Annotated in this window: 15 protein-coding genes; 6 read left to right on the plus strand and 9 right to left on the minus strand. The window is 56.1% G+C overall.

The window, feature by feature from the left end; genetic code table 11:
* Window positions 1–22: 22 nt before the first annotated feature.
* Complete coding sequence (gene yfbV / locus PUP35_RS15370) at window positions 23–478, minus strand: terminus macrodomain insulation protein YfbV (protein ID WP_023312543.1); 456 nt, start codon at window positions 476–478, stop codon at window positions 23–25.
* 337 nt (window positions 479–815) lie between these two features.
* Between yfbV and ackA the strand changes: the two genes are divergently transcribed.
* Both ackA and pta read left to right on the plus strand, forming a co-directional pair.
* Window positions 816–2,018 (plus strand): acetate kinase, encoded by a 1,203-nt coding sequence (gene ackA, locus PUP35_RS15375; RefSeq protein ID WP_023312544.1) that lies wholly within the window; start codon window positions 816–818, stop codon window positions 2,016–2,018.
* 76 nt (window positions 2,019–2,094) lie between these two features.
* Entirely contained in the window at window positions 2,095–4,236 is a 2,142-nt protein-coding gene (gene pta, locus PUP35_RS15380) for a phosphate acetyltransferase (RefSeq protein WP_045327913.1), read from the plus strand.
* 72 nt (window positions 4,237–4,308) lie between these two features.
* Here the strand turns inward: pta and PUP35_RS15385 are convergent, their stop codons facing one another.
* The 5 genes from PUP35_RS15385 to PUP35_RS15405 all read right to left on the minus strand — a co-directional run bounded on the left by PUP35_RS15385 (window position 4,309) and on the right by PUP35_RS15405 (window position 8,291).
* On the minus strand, window positions 4,309–5,262 hold the full coding sequence (locus PUP35_RS15385; protein WP_047174244.1) for a transketolase family protein: 954 nt from the start codon (window positions 5,260–5,262) through the stop codon (window positions 4,309–4,311).
* Window positions 5,255–6,085, minus strand: a complete 831-nt coding sequence (locus PUP35_RS15390; protein ID WP_115875899.1) for a transketolase — start codon at window positions 6,083–6,085, stop codon at window positions 5,255–5,257. Before PUP35_RS15390 ends, PUP35_RS15385 begins: the two co-directional genes overlap by 8 nt.
* On the minus strand, window positions 6,082–7,473 hold the full coding sequence (locus PUP35_RS15395) for a PTS ascorbate transporter subunit IIC (RefSeq protein WP_115875900.1): 1,392 nt from the start codon (window positions 7,471–7,473) through the stop codon (window positions 6,082–6,084). Before PUP35_RS15395 ends, PUP35_RS15390 begins: the two co-directional genes overlap by 4 nt.
* A 21-nt stretch (window positions 7,474–7,494) precedes the next feature.
* Window positions 7,495–7,767 carry a PTS sugar transporter subunit IIB gene (locus PUP35_RS15400; RefSeq protein WP_003861447.1) on the minus strand — a complete coding sequence of 91 codons (273 nt, stop codon included), beginning with the start codon at window positions 7,765–7,767 and terminating at the stop codon, window positions 7,495–7,497.
* Between the two features lie 80 nt (window positions 7,768–7,847).
* On the minus strand, window positions 7,848–8,291 hold the full coding sequence (locus PUP35_RS15405; protein WP_274240420.1) for a PTS sugar transporter subunit IIA: 444 nt from the start codon (window positions 8,289–8,291) through the stop codon (window positions 7,848–7,850).
* A 234-nt stretch (window positions 8,292–8,525) separates the two neighbouring features.
* Between PUP35_RS15405 and PUP35_RS15410 the strand changes: the two genes are divergently transcribed.
* Entirely contained in the window at window positions 8,526–9,545 is a 1,020-nt protein-coding gene (locus tag PUP35_RS15410; protein WP_127731794.1) for a LacI family DNA-binding transcriptional regulator, read from the plus strand.
* A 3-nt stretch (window positions 9,546–9,548) separates the two neighbouring features.
* Here PUP35_RS15410 and yfcD read toward each other — a convergent pair whose 3' ends face one another.
* The 3 genes from yfcD to yfcF are packed head-to-tail and all read right to left on the minus strand — an operon-like array spanning window position 9,549 to window position 11,411.
* Window positions 9,549–10,103 carry an NUDIX hydrolase YfcD gene (gene yfcD / locus PUP35_RS15415; RefSeq protein ID WP_032641987.1) on the minus strand — a complete coding sequence of 185 codons (555 nt, stop codon included), beginning with the start codon at window positions 10,101–10,103 and terminating at the stop codon, window positions 9,549–9,551.
* Window positions 10,104–10,158: 55 nt separating this feature from the next.
* Window positions 10,159–10,710, minus strand: coding sequence for a phosphodiesterase (gene yfcE, locus PUP35_RS15420; RefSeq protein WP_147301716.1), 552 nt, complete (start codon window positions 10,708–10,710; stop codon window positions 10,159–10,161).
* Window positions 10,711–10,766: 56 nt separating this feature from the next.
* Window positions 10,767–11,411, minus strand: coding sequence for a glutathione transferase (yfcF, locus tag PUP35_RS15425; protein ID WP_115875904.1), 645 nt, complete (start codon window positions 11,409–11,411; stop codon window positions 10,767–10,769).
* Between the two features lie 140 nt (window positions 11,412–11,551).
* Between yfcF and yfcG the strand changes: the two genes are divergently transcribed.
* From yfcG to PUP35_RS15440, 3 genes are all read left to right on the plus strand, one after another.
* Window positions 11,552–12,181 (plus strand): GSH-dependent disulfide bond oxidoreductase, encoded by a 630-nt coding sequence (yfcG, locus tag PUP35_RS15430; protein ID WP_023312554.1) that lies wholly within the window; start codon window positions 11,552–11,554, stop codon window positions 12,179–12,181.
* A gap of 75 nt (window positions 12,182–12,256) precedes the next feature.
* Window positions 12,257–12,625: a dihydroneopterin triphosphate 2'-epimerase gene (gene folX, locus PUP35_RS15435; protein WP_023312555.1), complete on the plus strand. Its 369-nt coding sequence runs from the start codon at window positions 12,257–12,259 to the stop codon at window positions 12,623–12,625.
* A gap of 13 nt (window positions 12,626–12,638) precedes the next feature.
* The gene (locus PUP35_RS15440; RefSeq protein ID WP_047652574.1) at window positions 12,639–13,532 is read left to right on the plus strand and encodes a TIGR01777 family oxidoreductase; all 894 of its coding nucleotides are present in this window, start codon (window positions 12,639–12,641) and stop codon (window positions 13,530–13,532) included.
* The last annotated feature ends 38 nt before the right edge of the window (window positions 13,533–13,570 follow it).

Here is a 13,570-nt window from a genome sequence, read left to right on the forward strand (position 1 = left end):
TCGTCGTCGTTTCGATGATCAATCACAAATCATCGAGGAATGTTTTATCCAGTTGCTTAAAAGCACGCTTTAACGTGTCCGCCAGCGCCTGGTAATCCGGCTTGCCTTCAACCGGGGCGAGCGCCTGACCGGCCTCTTCCAGCTTACCGCGCACTTCATAAAACCAGTGTAAAATAGAAGGTGGAAGTGGCGTGATGGACCGTTTACCTAACCACCATAGGCCCTGCATCGGCAGGCTTAATGCGAAGAGCGCCGTGGCGACGGCAGGTCCAAGCTGCCCACCCAGCGCAATCTGCCAGCACAGCGTAAAGACAGCGACAGGCGGCATAAAGCGAATCGCATAGCGCGTGGCGCGGATGGTGCGATTCTCAATAAACATCGGCGCAAGGCGCTTTTCCATTGGCCACGTCTTTGCGTAATGCTGTCCCCGACGAAACAGACTGAAGAAATTTACGGACGGGTTCTCTGGTGTCGACATGGCTGTACCTCAACTTCACATATAAAAATTAAAATTTTCGTGCAAAACCACAACAAGCTATGACAACGTTCAAAATATTTTGTCATCTCTACCCCGTATCGGGTATCCTGTGCCAGCCTGATAGGGCCATAGACGAGAATCATTAGCTCGTCAAATTATTGCATATTATGCCATTGGCTGAAAATTGTGCAAAATGGCATAAAATCATAGTTATTTCTTCCATCATGCCACAATGTTCGTTTGGCATGATGTTAATCATAAATGTCCGAGTCATCATGCGTTACGCTGTTAGACTCACTGACGTTTTTTTAGCCACGTATCAATAATAGGTACTTCCATGTCGAGTAAGTTAGTACTGGTTCTGAACTGCGGTAGCTCCTCACTGAAATTCGCCATCATCGATGCGCTCAACGGTGACGAATACCTCTCTGGTTTGGCCGAATGTTTCCATCTGCCTGAAGCACGTATCAAGTGGAAGATGGACGGCAGCAAACAAGAAGCGGCTTTAGGTGCAGGCGCCGCTCACAGTGAAGCGCTGAACTTTATCGTTAACACTATTCTGGCACAAAAACCAGAACTGTCTGCTCAGCTGACTGCGATTGGTCACCGTATCGTCCACGGCGGCGAAAAATACACCAGCTCCGTGGTGATCGACGAATCTGTGATCCAGGGCATCAAGGACTCTGCGTCCTTCGCACCGCTGCACAACCCGGCTCACCTGATCGGTATCGCTGAAGCACTGAAATCCTTCCCGAATCTGAAAGACAAAAACGTGGCCGTATTCGATACCGCGTTCCATCAGACCATGCCGGAAGAGTCTTACCTCTATGCCCTGCCATACAGCCTGTACAAAGAACATGGCGTACGTCGTTACGGCGCGCACGGCACCAGCCACTTCTATGTGACTCAGGAAGCCGCAAAAGTCCTGAACAAGCCGGTTGAAGAACTGAACATCATCACCTGCCACCTGGGCAACGGTGGTTCTGTTTCGGCTATCCGCAACGGTAAATGTGTTGATACCTCCATGGGTCTGACCCCGCTGGAAGGTCTGGTGATGGGTACCCGTTCCGGTGACATCGACCCGGCGATCATCTTCCACCTGCACGACACCCTGGGCATGAGCGTTGACCAGATCAACAAAATGCTGACCAAAGAGTCTGGCCTGCTGGGTCTGACCGAAGTCACCAGCGACTGCCGTTACGTTGAAGACAACTACGCAGAGAAAGAAGACGCTAAACGTGCAATGGACGTTTATTGCCACCGTCTGGCGAAGTACATCGGCTCTTACACTGCGCTGATGGAAGGCCGTCTGGACGCGGTTATCTTCACCGGTGGTATCGGTGAGAACGCGGCAATGGTTCGTGAACTGTCCCTGGGCAAACTGGGCGTTCTGGGCTTCGACGTTGATCACGAGCGTAACCTGGCTGCCCGCTTCGGCAAGTCTGGCTTCATCAACAAAGAAGGCACCCGCCCTGCTCTCGTTATCCCAACTAACGAAGAACTGGTCATTGCGCAAGACGCGCACCGCCTGACTGCCTGATTCCACACCGCCAGCAATGCTGGCGGTGCTGTTTTGTAACCCGCCCAATTGCGGCGGTAACGAAAGAGGATAAACCGTGTCCCGTACTATTATGCTGATCCCTACCGGAACCAGCGTCGGCCTGACCAGCGTCAGCCTTGGTGTGATCCGTGCTATGGAACGCAAAGGCGTTCGTCTGAGCGTCTTTAAGCCAATCGCCCAGCCACGTGCCGGGGGCGATGCGCCAGACCAGACCACCACCATCGTGCGCAAAAACTCCAATCTGCCAGCGGCCGAACCGCTGAAGATGAGCCACGTTGAATCTCTCCTCTCCAGCAACCAGAAAGACGTGCTGATGGAAGAGATCATCGCCAACTACCATGCTAACGCGCAAGACGCGGAAGTGGTGCTGGTAGAAGGTCTGGTTCCAACCCGCAAACATCAGTTTGCTCAGTCTCTGAACTTTGAAATCGCGAAAACCCTGAACGCAGAGATCGTTTTCGTGATGTCTCAGGGCACCGACACCCCAGAGCAGCTGAACGAGCGTATCGAGCTGACGCGCAGCAGCTTCGGCGGCGCGAAAAACACCAACATCACCGGCGTGATCGTCAACAAGCTGAACGCGCCAGTGGATGAGCAGGGCCGTACTCGCCCTGACCTGTCCGAGATCTTCGACGACTCTTCCAAAGCGAAAGTCATCAAAGTTGACCCGGCTAAGCTGCAGGAATCCAGCCCGCTTCCGGTTCTGGGCGCGGTGCCATGGAGCTTCGATCTGATTGCCACCCGTGCAATCGATATGGCGCGCCACCTTAACGCCACCATCGTTAACGAAGGTGACATCAACACTCGCCGCGTGAAGTCAGTAACCTTCTGTGCGCGCAGCATTCCGCACATGCTGGAACACTTCCGCGCAGGTTCCCTGCTGGTGACCTCCGCAGACCGTCCAGACGTGCTGGTTGCAGCGTGCCTGGCCGCGATGAACGGTGTGGAAATCGGTGCGATCCTGCTGACCGGTGCCTACGAGATGGACCCGCGCGTCAGCAAGCTGTGCGAACGCGCGTTCGCCACCGGTCTGCCGGTCTTCATGGTGAACACCAACACCTGGCAGACCTCCCTGAGCCTGCAGAGCTTCAACCTGGAAGTGCCGGTTGATGACCACGAGCGTATCGAGAAAGTTCAGGAATACGTTGCGGGCTACATCAACGCAGACTGGATCGAATCCCTGACCGCGACCTCCGAGCGCAGCCGCCGTCTGTCTCCTCCAGCATTCCGTTACCAGCTGACCGAGCTGGCGCGCAAAGCGGGCAAACGCGTTGTTCTGCCAGAAGGCGATGAACCACGTACCGTTAAAGCAGCGGCTATCTGTGCAGAGCGCGGCATCGCGACCTGTGTGCTGCTGGGTAACCCGGATGAGATCAACCGCGTAGCGGCATCTCAGGGCGTTGAGCTGGGCGCTGGCATCGAAATCGTTGACCCAGAAGTGGTTCGCGAAAGCTACGTTGCCCGTCTGGTTGAGCTGCGTAAGAGCAAGGGCATGACCGAAGCCGTTGCGCGCGAGCAGCTGGAAGACAACGTAGTGCTGGGCACGCTGATGCTGGAGCAGGACGAAGTTGACGGTCTGGTTTCCGGTGCGGTTCACACCACGGCGAACACCATCCGTCCACCGCTGCAGCTGATCAAAACCGCGCCAGGCAGCTCTCTGGTTTCTTCCGTGTTCTTCATGCTGCTGCCTGAACAGGTTTACGTTTACGGCGACTGCGCGATCAACCCGGATCCAACTGCAGAACAGCTGGCCGAGATCGCTATCCAGTCCGCAGACTCCGCGACCGCTTTCGGTATCGAGCCGCGCGTGGCTATGCTCTCCTACTCCACCGGCACCTCAGGTGCAGGTAGCGACGTAGAAAAAGTGCGTGAAGCGACCCGTATTGCGCAGGAAAAACGTCCTGATCTGATGATCGACGGCCCGCTGCAGTACGACGCCGCGGTTATGGCTGACGTTGCGAAATCTAAAGCGCCGAACTCGCCGGTTGCAGGCCGCGCTACCGTGTTCATCTTCCCGGATCTGAACACCGGTAACACCACTTACAAAGCGGTACAGCGTTCTGCCGACCTGATCTCCATCGGGCCAATGCTGCAGGGCATGCGTAAACCTGTGAACGACCTGTCTCGTGGCGCACTGGTAGACGATATCGTTTACACCATCGCGCTGACGGCTATCCAGTCTTCGCAGCAGCAGTAATGTTAAAAAGCCCGGTGGCGCTAGCGCTTACCGGGCAAGAAAGGCGACCACTTAACCGGTCGCCTTTTTTATTTACAGCAGCTCGCGCGCCGCCGATACAATGTCATGTGCCGTCAGGCCATACTCTTTCTGCAGAAAATCCTGCGTCCCCACCTGGCCATAACGCTCCTTAACGCCCACCCGCCGCATCGGCACCGGGCAGGTTTCCACCAGCACTTCCGCCACCGCCGACCCGAGGCCGTTGTGAATGCTGTGGTTTTCACAGGTGACGATGCGCCCGGTCTTCTCGGCGTAGTTTTTCACCAGCATCCGGTCGATAGGCTTCAGGGTAAACATGTCGATGACCGCCGCGCTGACGCCCTCCTGCTCAAGCTGGCGCGCGGCTTCCAGCGCTTCCGACACCATGATGCCGTTGGCAATCAGGGTAATATCGGTTCCTTCGCGCAGCACGTTGCCTTTGCCGATTGTGAAGGTTGAGCCAGGCGCATACACGCTCGGTGCCTGCTTACGGATGGTCCGCACCCAGTAGAAGCCGTCGAGATCGATAAGCTGTCGCAGCACGTCCTCGAACATCACCGCGTCGGTGACCTCCAGCACCACCGAATGCGCCAGCCCGCGTACGATGCCCATATCCTCAAACGACATATGCGTTCCGCCGTTGTGGCAGGCCGTCACGCCCGCGTCTGAAGCAATCACCTTCACGTTGTTTCGCTGATAGTCCAGAGACATAAACAGCTGGTCAAAACAGCGGCGGCTGGCAAAGGCGGTGAAGGTGTGAACGAACGGCTTGCGTCCGGTAAGCGACAGCCCCGCCGCCGTGCCGATGACGTTGGCCTCCATAATGCCGCAGTTAATCACGTGCTGCGGATAATCTCGCGCTACGCCGTCCATCGCCATCGAGCTCATCAGGTCTGCTTCGAGCGCAATGATGTCACTTCCGGCCTCAATCTGTTTTGCCACGAAGCCAGCGTAGACCTTACGCATCTCAACGGCGTCTTTCTGTCCTGCCGGTGCAACCTTAATCATGTGAAGCCTCCAGTTGGCGAATCGTCTCGTTGAGGGCCGCTTTGCTCTCCGCGGTCAATCGCAGGTGGTGCGAGTTGCTGAGCTGCTCCAGATACGGCACCCCCTGGCCTTTGATGCTGTCGAGGATGACGACTAACGGACGCGCATCGGCTGCCCGGATCCGCGACGTCACTGCCAGCAGACCCGGAATGTCGTCCCCCTTCACCGTCGCCACGTCAAAGCCAAAGGCGCGGAATTTCCCCTCCAGGTCGAACGCGCTGATGATCTCGTCCAGCTCGCCGTCGAGCTGCTGTTTGTTCCAGTCGACAAATACCGTCAGGTTGTTCAGGCGATGGTGAGCAATAAACTGGAATGCTTCCCAGCACTGCCCCTCGTTCAGCTCGCCGTCGCCGACGATGCAGAAGACCCGATTCGGTCGCCCGGCCAGCCTGTGCGACAGCGCCATACCGCCGGCGATGGAAATCCCCTGTCCCAGCGAACCGGTGGTAGCATCTACGCCGCGCGTTTTCAGGCGGTCCGGATGGCTCGGCAGGCGCGTGCCGTTCTGGTTTAGCGTGCTTAGCTCTTCCACCGGGAAGTAGCCCTTGATTGCCAGCGTGCTGTAGAGCGCCGGGCCCGCATGGCCTTTCGACAGGACAAAATAGTCTCGCTCCGGCCAGTCCGGATCCGCCGGGTCGATTTTCATCACCGCGCCGTAGAGCACGGCCAGCGTTTCAACCACCGACATGCTGCCGCCATAGTGTCCAAAGCCCAGCTGCGTCAGCGACTTCAGCGTCTCAAGACGGATCTGACGCGCGAGTTCGGTTATCTCTTTCTCATTCATGATTTGGCTCCGGTGTTTTCCTGCGCGTTACCGCCTGCAGGTTTGTTTTTCGCGAAGATGTTGTACGCCACCAGCAGCGCAAACAGCGCTACTACCAGCCCGGTGATGGCCAGCGGCGACAGGAAGCGCGCCAGGTTGCCGAGCACAATCCCGACCGCGCCGAAGTCGGCGTCCGAGAAGGTGGTGTTGGCAAAACCAATGGCGCCCAGTACCGGCAGCAACAGGACCGGCAGGAAGGTAATCAGTAGGCCGTTGGCAAACGCACCAATCATCGCCCCGCGACGTCCGCCGGTGGCATTACCGAACACGCCAGCGGTTGCGCCGGTGAAGAAGTGCGGCACCACGCCCGGGAGGATCAGCACCCAGCTGAACTGACCGCAGATGAACAACCCCACAATCCCGCCGAGGAAGCTGAACAGGAAGCCAATCAGCACCGCGTTTGGCGCATAGGGGTACACCACCGGGCAGTCCAGCGCAGGACGCGCGTTCGGCACCAGTTTCTCCGAGAAGCCGGTAAAGGCCGGGACAATTTCTGCCAGAATCAGGCGTACGCCCTGCAGGATAATGAACACCCCCGCCGCAAAGGTGATTGCCATGATGATGGCGTAGACGAGGTAGTTCTGGCCGGCGCTGAAGGTAGCCTCGACGTACTCGCGCCCGGCGCTCACCGCCATGATCAGGTAGATAATCATCATGGTCAGGGAAATGGAGATCGAGCTGTCGCGCAGGAAGCTCAGATTCTTCGGCAGGTTCATCTCTTCGGTTGAGCGGGAGCCTTTGCCGACCTTGCTGCCAATCCAGCCCGACAGCACGTAGCCCAGCGTGCCAAAGTGGCCGAAGGCAATCTCATCGTTGCCGGTAATGCGCTTCATGTAGCGCTGCGCAATCGCCGGGAAGAAAGCCATGATCAGGCCGAGGATCAGCGAGCCGGTAAAGACCAGACCCACGCCCTCAAAGCCTGCTACCGTCAGGATCACGCCAATCATGCACGCCATGTAAAACGTGTGGTGCCCGGTCAGGAAGATGTACTTCAGGCGAGTAAAGCGCGCGACGATAATATTCGCCACCATGCCGAAGGCCATAATCAGCGCGGTCGCTGCACCGTATTTTTCCAGCGCAATGGAGACAATCGCTTCATTGTTTGGAATAATGCCCTGAATCGTAAAGGCGTGTTCGAACATACCGCCTAACGGATTTAATGACCCGACCAGCACCGTGGCGCCGCCGCCCAGCACAATAAAGCCCAGAATAGTTTTAATGGTTCCTTTCACCACGTCCGAAAACGCTTTTTTCTGCGCAACCAGACCAATAAGCGCAATTAAACCGACCAGCACCGAAGGGACTTTTAAAATATCAACAACGAAATTCAGCGTTTCAAGGATAAACATATCCACCTCGCCTTATCAGGGTTATTGTCTTTCGAACCAGGCGCGCAGCTGCGCTTCAAGTTCGTTGATGTCGATGATGTTGTTGATCACCACCAGCTGGCTTTCCGGCACGCTGGCGCTGGCCGCAATGTCTTTTGCCATCACGAACAGATCGGCCGCGCCCGGCGTGGCCGAGGAGAGATCGGAATGTTCAACCTCAGCCTCAATCTCCAGCTTTTTGAGCACCTTTTTTATATTCATTTCGACCATAAAACTGCTGCCCAGGCCAGAACCGCAAATAGCCATGATTTTCATTGTTGTCCCCTTATTTTGAGTAGAGTACGCCCCATCACGCTGACGCGTAATGTTGTGAAAAACCGGATTAAAGAATTAAATCAGAAGCGGTTAATAATTGTTTTAATTTCCTCCCGCGTATTCGCCTGATGCAGTTTCTCCATATCCTCGTCGCTGGAAAATAACTCTGCCAGCGACGAGATCATCTCGATATGGCTATTTTTGTCGGGTGCCGCGAGCATAATAATGACGTCGACAGGGTCAAACTCACCGGCACCAAACGAGACGCCCTGTTTTAGTTTTAATAACGACAACCCCAGTCCTTTGGCGCCTTCCTCCGGCCGCGCATGCGGCATCGCCAGCCCTGGTGCCAGCACATAATAAGGTCCTAACGTGTGGTGCTGCTGAATGATGGCCGTGACGTATTCAGGCTCAATCACCTGCAAATCCAGCAGCGGCTTCGCGCACAGCTCCAGCGCCTGCGGCCAGTTTTCCACGCTCTCCTGCAGCGTGATGGTTGTATCATATATCCATTTTTTGAGCACTTTTTACTCCCGCTACACGCTAAAGATGAGCAAACTTTATTCAACACATCGCTGGATGACTGCGATCGGGATCACAAAGATAGCGCTACCAATCGTTAACATGCAGAAATGTGATAGCGCTATCAAATTACATTCACGGCGCTAAATCACAGCAAAAAAAGGGATTTAAGGCGTATACTGCCTGTCACGTGAAGCGAAGGAAATGAAGAACGCGTCTGGTCAGCAGGAAGGTGTATGTCTCTAACCCGAAAACGGCGCAGTACTGGTAAAGTGACACTCGCCGATGTCGCACAGCTTGCCGGTGTGGGCACGATGACCGTGTCCCGTGCACTCCGCACGCCCGAACAGGTTTCCGATAAATTACGAGAAAAAATTGAAGCTGCCGTGCAGGAGCTGGGTTATATGCCTAATCTTGCCGCCAGCGCGCTTGCCTCGGCGTCGTCGTGGACAATAGCCATGGTGGTGCCCAACCTCTCCGAAGCCGGCTGCTCGGAGATGTTCGCCGGGCTACAGCAGGTGCTGCAGCCTGCCGGGTATCAGATCATGCTGGCAGAATCCCAGCATCGCCTGGAGCAGGAGGAGAAACTGCTGGAGACGCTGCTGGCGTCGAACATTGCCGCCGCTATCCTGCTCAGCGTTGAACATACCGATACCGTTCGCCACTGGCTGAAAAACGCCTCCATTCCGGTGATGGAGATGGGTGCCATGCGCGCCGACCCGATTGATATGAATATCGGGATTGATAACGTAGCGGCCATGTATGAGCTCACGGAAATGGTGATTAAGCGCGGCTACCAAAATATTGGCCTCCTGTGCGCCAACCAGGAGCAGTGGATTTTCCAGCAGCATCTGCAGGGCTGGTACAAGGCCATGCTTCGCCACCATATGTCGCCGAACCGGGTCATTAACGCGGCGATGCCGCCGAGCTTCTCGACCGGCGCGGCGCAGCTGCCTGAATTCCTGCTGGCGTGGCCGGAGCTGGATGCGTTGGTGTGCGTCTCTGACGAGCTGGCCTGCGGCGCGCTATACGAGTGCCAGCGCAGGCGAATCAAAGTGCCGGACGATCTGGCAGTGGTAGGGTTTGGCGATAGCGACGTGAGCCGCGTCTGTCAGCCGCCGCTGACGACGATGGCGGTGCCGCATCGTAAGATTGGAGTTGAAGCCGGGAAAGCACTACTGGAGCGACTGAATGGCGGCGACTGGCGCGATCAAAAGCCCATCGCGTCCAGTCTGTGTCTGAGAGAGAGTTGCTGAAGCTTACTCAGCCTCTTCCTCTTTCTCTGATTTGGTCGATTCGTTTTTGGCGTTGCGGGTCATCCACAGCGCCAGCGCTTTTAATGAATCCGGCGTAAACTCGTCGCAACGCGCGGTAATTTCTTCCGGCGTCATCCAGCAGACTTCACTCACCTCTTCTTCCTGCAGGGCAAACGGGCCGTGAGAAACGCAGCTAAACAGCCCGCCCCAGACGCGACAGTTTTCGTCTTCGAAATAGAACTGACCGTGCTCGGCAAACGGCACACCGGCGATACCTAGCTCTTCTTCTGCTTCTCGACGCGCGGAATCCAGCAGCACTTCATCTGCCTGGACAACCCCGCCTGCGGTGGCATCCAGCATACCCGGGAGAAAATCTTTGGTGTCCGTACGGCGCTGGACCAGAATTTTGCCCATACCGTCATGCACAACGATGTACGTTGCACGGTGACGCAGACGCTCCGCACGCATTTGTTCGCGGCTGGCCTGCGCGATCACTTCATTCTCTTCGCTGACAATGTCAACCCACTCTGTACTTGCCAAATGACTCTGCTCCACCATCGGGAAACCTTCTCTTCTAAGCGCTCTTTCGGCGCGTTTGCAGTTGAGGTGTAACTTACGGATTAATCGCTACCTGCGCAATAACTTGCTGATCATTAAGTGCGATAACGCTCAGGGTATTTCCTTCCAGCATGCCGTAGCTCGCAGGATATCCGCCTTTTGGGAGGCTAACCGAGCCCGGATTAAAGTGATAAATCTCACCGCGTTTTTCCGCAACCGGAATATGAGTATGACCGTAAACCAGGACATCGCCAGCCGCGAGCGCCGGGAGATTATCCGGGCTGAAAAGATGTCCGTGGGTCAGGAACAGGCGGTGTTGTTCGAGCAGCACCTGCTGCCACGGCGCGGTAATGGGAAAATGCAGCAGCATCTGGTCCACTTCGCTGTCGCAGTTGCCGCGAACGGCAATGATGCGCGAGGCGAACCGGTTGAGTTTTTCCGCGACCTGCGCAGGGGCATAGCCCTCCGGCAGCGCGTTGCGCGGGCCGTGATTCAGCACGTCGCCCAAAAAAATCAGCCACTGCGCACCGCTTTGTGCAAACAGGGAAAGGACACGCTCGGTTGCGGGCAGCGATCCATGGATATCCGACGCAAACATCAGTTTCATCAGTCACTCCTCGGTAAAACAGACTGCCCCCATCATACCTTAAGCGTCCGGGCTTATCAGCCCGCGCGCTTAGCCGAGAGTGCCACATAGCGCTGCACGGAGGCACGCTGCCACTGAAACGCAGCATAATCCACCAGCAGCTGCGGCACCTCATCACCGTTGAGGATCAGGCGGTTTAGCATCAACGCCAGATCGGCGTCGGCAATGCACCACTCGCCAAAAAGATTCGGGTTGCCATGGGCAAGCAGCGAGGTGGCGGTTTCAATGAGTTTTTGCGCGCTTTCACGACCTTCAGCGCTGAGCGCTGGCTTTCTCACCCCGGCGAACACGACGTCCGTTGAGCGTTCCACGCGAATTGGCACCAGATCGCTACGCAGCCACGCCTGGATCTGCCGCGCCCGCGCGCGTTTTTGCAGGTCGTGAGGATAGATACGTTCCCACTCCGGGGGGGCGAACCGATCTTCCAGATACTCATCGATCGCCGACGATTCGCTCAGGGCAAAACCATCAATTTCCAGTACCGGCACGCGTCGGGTCAGGTCGTAACCCTGCCACTGTGGTTTGAGATGTTCACCGCCGTCGAGATCAACGGTCTTCAGCGTAAAGGTGAGCCCTTTTTCGGCCAGCGCAACGTATACGCTCATGACATAGGGAGAATAAAAGTTCGCATCGGACCACAACGTGATGACGGGCTGGTTCATAACATCCTCATAGACTGATCGGTTTTTACTCAACATATAATCTCTTTGCCTCGCTGTCACTTGATGAAAACTCACGATTTACAACAACCACCTATACTCATTTGTCATGGCACCACTATTCGCATGGACAGGAGTTGAGAATGATCGACCTTTATTACGCCCCTACCCCAAACGGCCATAAGATCACCCTCTTTCTTGAAGAAGCCGAGCTGGATTACAGGATCATTCGTGTGGATATCAGCAAAGGCGAACAGTTCAGCCCTCTCTTTCTGGCTATTTCGCCGAATAATAAAATCCCGGCCATTATTGATAACCAGCCGGCGGACGGGGGCAGACCATTGAGCCTGTTTGAATCCGGTGAAATTTTGCTCTATCTGGCGGAGAAAACCGGCAAGCTGCTGAGCGGCGAACTGCGCGAGCGTCACCATACCCTGCAATGGCTTTTCTGGCAGGCAAGCGGGCTGGGCCCCATGCTGGGACAAAATCATCATTTTACCGCTTACGCCCCGCAGCCTATTCCTTACGCGATAGAACGCTATCAGGTTGAGACTCAACGGCTCTATGACGTTCTGAACCGTCGGCTGAAGAAAACGCCGTGGCTCGGGGGCGATCATTACAGTATTGCCGATATCGCCTGCTGGCCGTGGGTGAATACGCATGAAAAACATCGCATTGACCTGGCCGCTTACCCGGCGGTGAACAACTGGTTTGAGCGCATCCGGACCCGCCCGGCGACCGAGCGGGCGATGCAAAAAATCCAGCAAATTTAACCCGGTATGAGGCTGGGTGCCTGTGAAGCTCTCATGTATTATGGGCAGGAAATACTGACACGGAGAAGACCTGCAATGTCACAGCCAGACGCTATTATTCGCATAAAAAATTTACGCCTGCGTACCTTCATCGGCATCAAAGAGGAAGAGATCGCCAACCGTCAGGATATTGTCATTAACGTGGTAATTCACTACCCCGCAGACAAAGCGCGGGCCAGCGAAGACATCAACGACGCGCTGAACTACCGCACAATCACCAAGAACATCATTCAGTACGTTGAGAATAACCGCTTCTCTCTGCTGGAAAAATTAACTCAGGATGTGCTCGATATCGCACGCGAACATCACTGGGTCACTTATGCTGAAGTTGAGATCGATAAACTTCACGCCCTGCGCTACGCCGATTCCGTCTCCATGACGTTAAGCTGGCGGCGCCAGGCGTAAACCTGGAGGTTGTATGAAGATTTTGCTGACCGGCGGTACAGGCCTGATTGGTCGTCACCTCATTGCGCGTCTGCAGGCCTTGCATCACGACATTACCGTGGTCACGCGCAGCCCGGAGAAAGCGCGCCAGGTGCTGGGGGCAGGTGTTGATATCTGGAAAAATCTGGCCGAGCAGCAAAATCTGGACGGCTTCGACGCCGTCATTAACCTCGCGGGTGAACCCATCGCCGATAAGCGCTGGACGGAAGAGCAAAAACAGCTGTTGTGCAGCAGCCGGTGGAATATTACCGAAAAGCTGGTCGAGCTGATCCGCAATAGCCACACGCCACCTTCAGTGCTGATTTCGGGTTCCGCAGTGGGCTATTACGGCGATCTTGGCGAGGTGGTTGTAACCGAGGAAGAGCCGCCCCATAACGAGTTTACCCATAAGCTCTGCGCCCAGTGGGAGCGTATCGCCTGCGCGGCGCAGAGCGATCGGACCCGCGTCTGCCTGCTGCGGACCGGTGTCGTTCTCGCGCCGAAAGGCGGCATTCTGGCGAAGATGCTTCCCCCTTTCCGGCTCGGACTCGGTGGCCCCATCGGTAATGGTCGTCAGTACCTGGCCTGGATCCATATCGACGATATGGTCAACGGGATTCTCTGGCTGCTGGATAACGATCTGCGCGGGCCGTTCAATATGGTTGCGCCGTATCCGGTGCGCAATGAACAGTTTGCCCACGCGCTGGGGCATGCCCTGCACCGTCCGGCAATTTTGCGCGTGCCTGCGACGGTTATTCGCCTGATGATGGGTGAAGCGTCTGTTCTGGTATTAGGCGGGCAGCGGGCACTGCCCAAACGGCTGGAAGCGGCCGGGTTTGCGTTCCGCTGGTATGAATTAGAAGAGGCGCTGGGGGATGTGGTGCGGTGAATATGGTACAGTGACAGGCCGTGTTCCGAAGATATGGC

The sequence above is a fragment of the Enterobacter sp. S-33 genome (genome assembly GCF_028735835.1).
In the GTDB taxonomy this organism is placed as follows: Bacteria; Pseudomonadota; Gammaproteobacteria; order Enterobacterales; family Enterobacteriaceae; genus Enterobacter; species Enterobacter vonholyi.

Excerpts from the sequence above, each read along its gene's own strand:
- PUP35_RS15410 (WP_127731794.1), top strand. The coding sequence starts at position 8,526 with ATGTCTCTAACCCGAAAACGGCGCAGTACTGGTAAAGTGACACTCGCC.
- PUP35_RS15440 (WP_047652574.1), top strand. The coding sequence starts at position 12,639 with ATGAAGATTTTGCTGACCGGCGGTACAGGCCTGATTGGTCGTCACCTC.
- yfcD (WP_032641987.1), bottom strand. The coding sequence starts at position 10,103 with ATGGTGGAGCAGAGTCATTTGGCAAGTACAGAGTGGGTTGACATTGTC.
- folX (WP_023312555.1), top strand. The coding sequence starts at position 12,257 with ATGTCACAGCCAGACGCTATTATTCGCATAAAAAATTTACGCCTGCGT.
- yfcF (WP_115875904.1), bottom strand. The coding sequence starts at position 11,411 with ATGAACCAGCCCGTCATCACGTTGTGGTCCGATGCGAACTTTTATTCT.
- yfcG (WP_023312554.1), top strand. The coding sequence starts at position 11,552 with ATGATCGACCTTTATTACGCCCCTACCCCAAACGGCCATAAGATCACC.
- PUP35_RS15385 (WP_047174244.1), bottom strand. The coding sequence starts at position 5,262 with ATGATTAAGGTTGCACCGGCAGGACAGAAAGACGCCGTTGAGATGCGT.
- yfcE (WP_147301716.1), bottom strand. The coding sequence starts at position 10,710 with ATGAAACTGATGTTTGCGTCGGATATCCATGGATCGCTGCCCGCAACC.
- PUP35_RS15390 (WP_115875899.1), bottom strand. The coding sequence starts at position 6,085 with ATGAATGAGAAAGAGATAACCGAACTCGCGCGTCAGATCCGTCTTGAG.
- PUP35_RS15400 (WP_003861447.1), bottom strand. The coding sequence starts at position 7,767 with ATGAAAATCATGGCTATTTGCGGTTCTGGCCTGGGCAGCAGTTTTATG.
- ackA (WP_023312544.1), top strand. The coding sequence starts at position 816 with ATGTCGAGTAAGTTAGTACTGGTTCTGAACTGCGGTAGCTCCTCACTG.
- yfbV (WP_023312543.1), bottom strand. The coding sequence starts at position 478 with ATGTCGACACCAGAGAACCCGTCCGTAAATTTCTTCAGTCTGTTTCGT.
- PUP35_RS15395 (WP_115875900.1), bottom strand. The coding sequence starts at position 7,473 with ATGTTTATCCTTGAAACGCTGAATTTCGTTGTTGATATTTTAAAAGTC.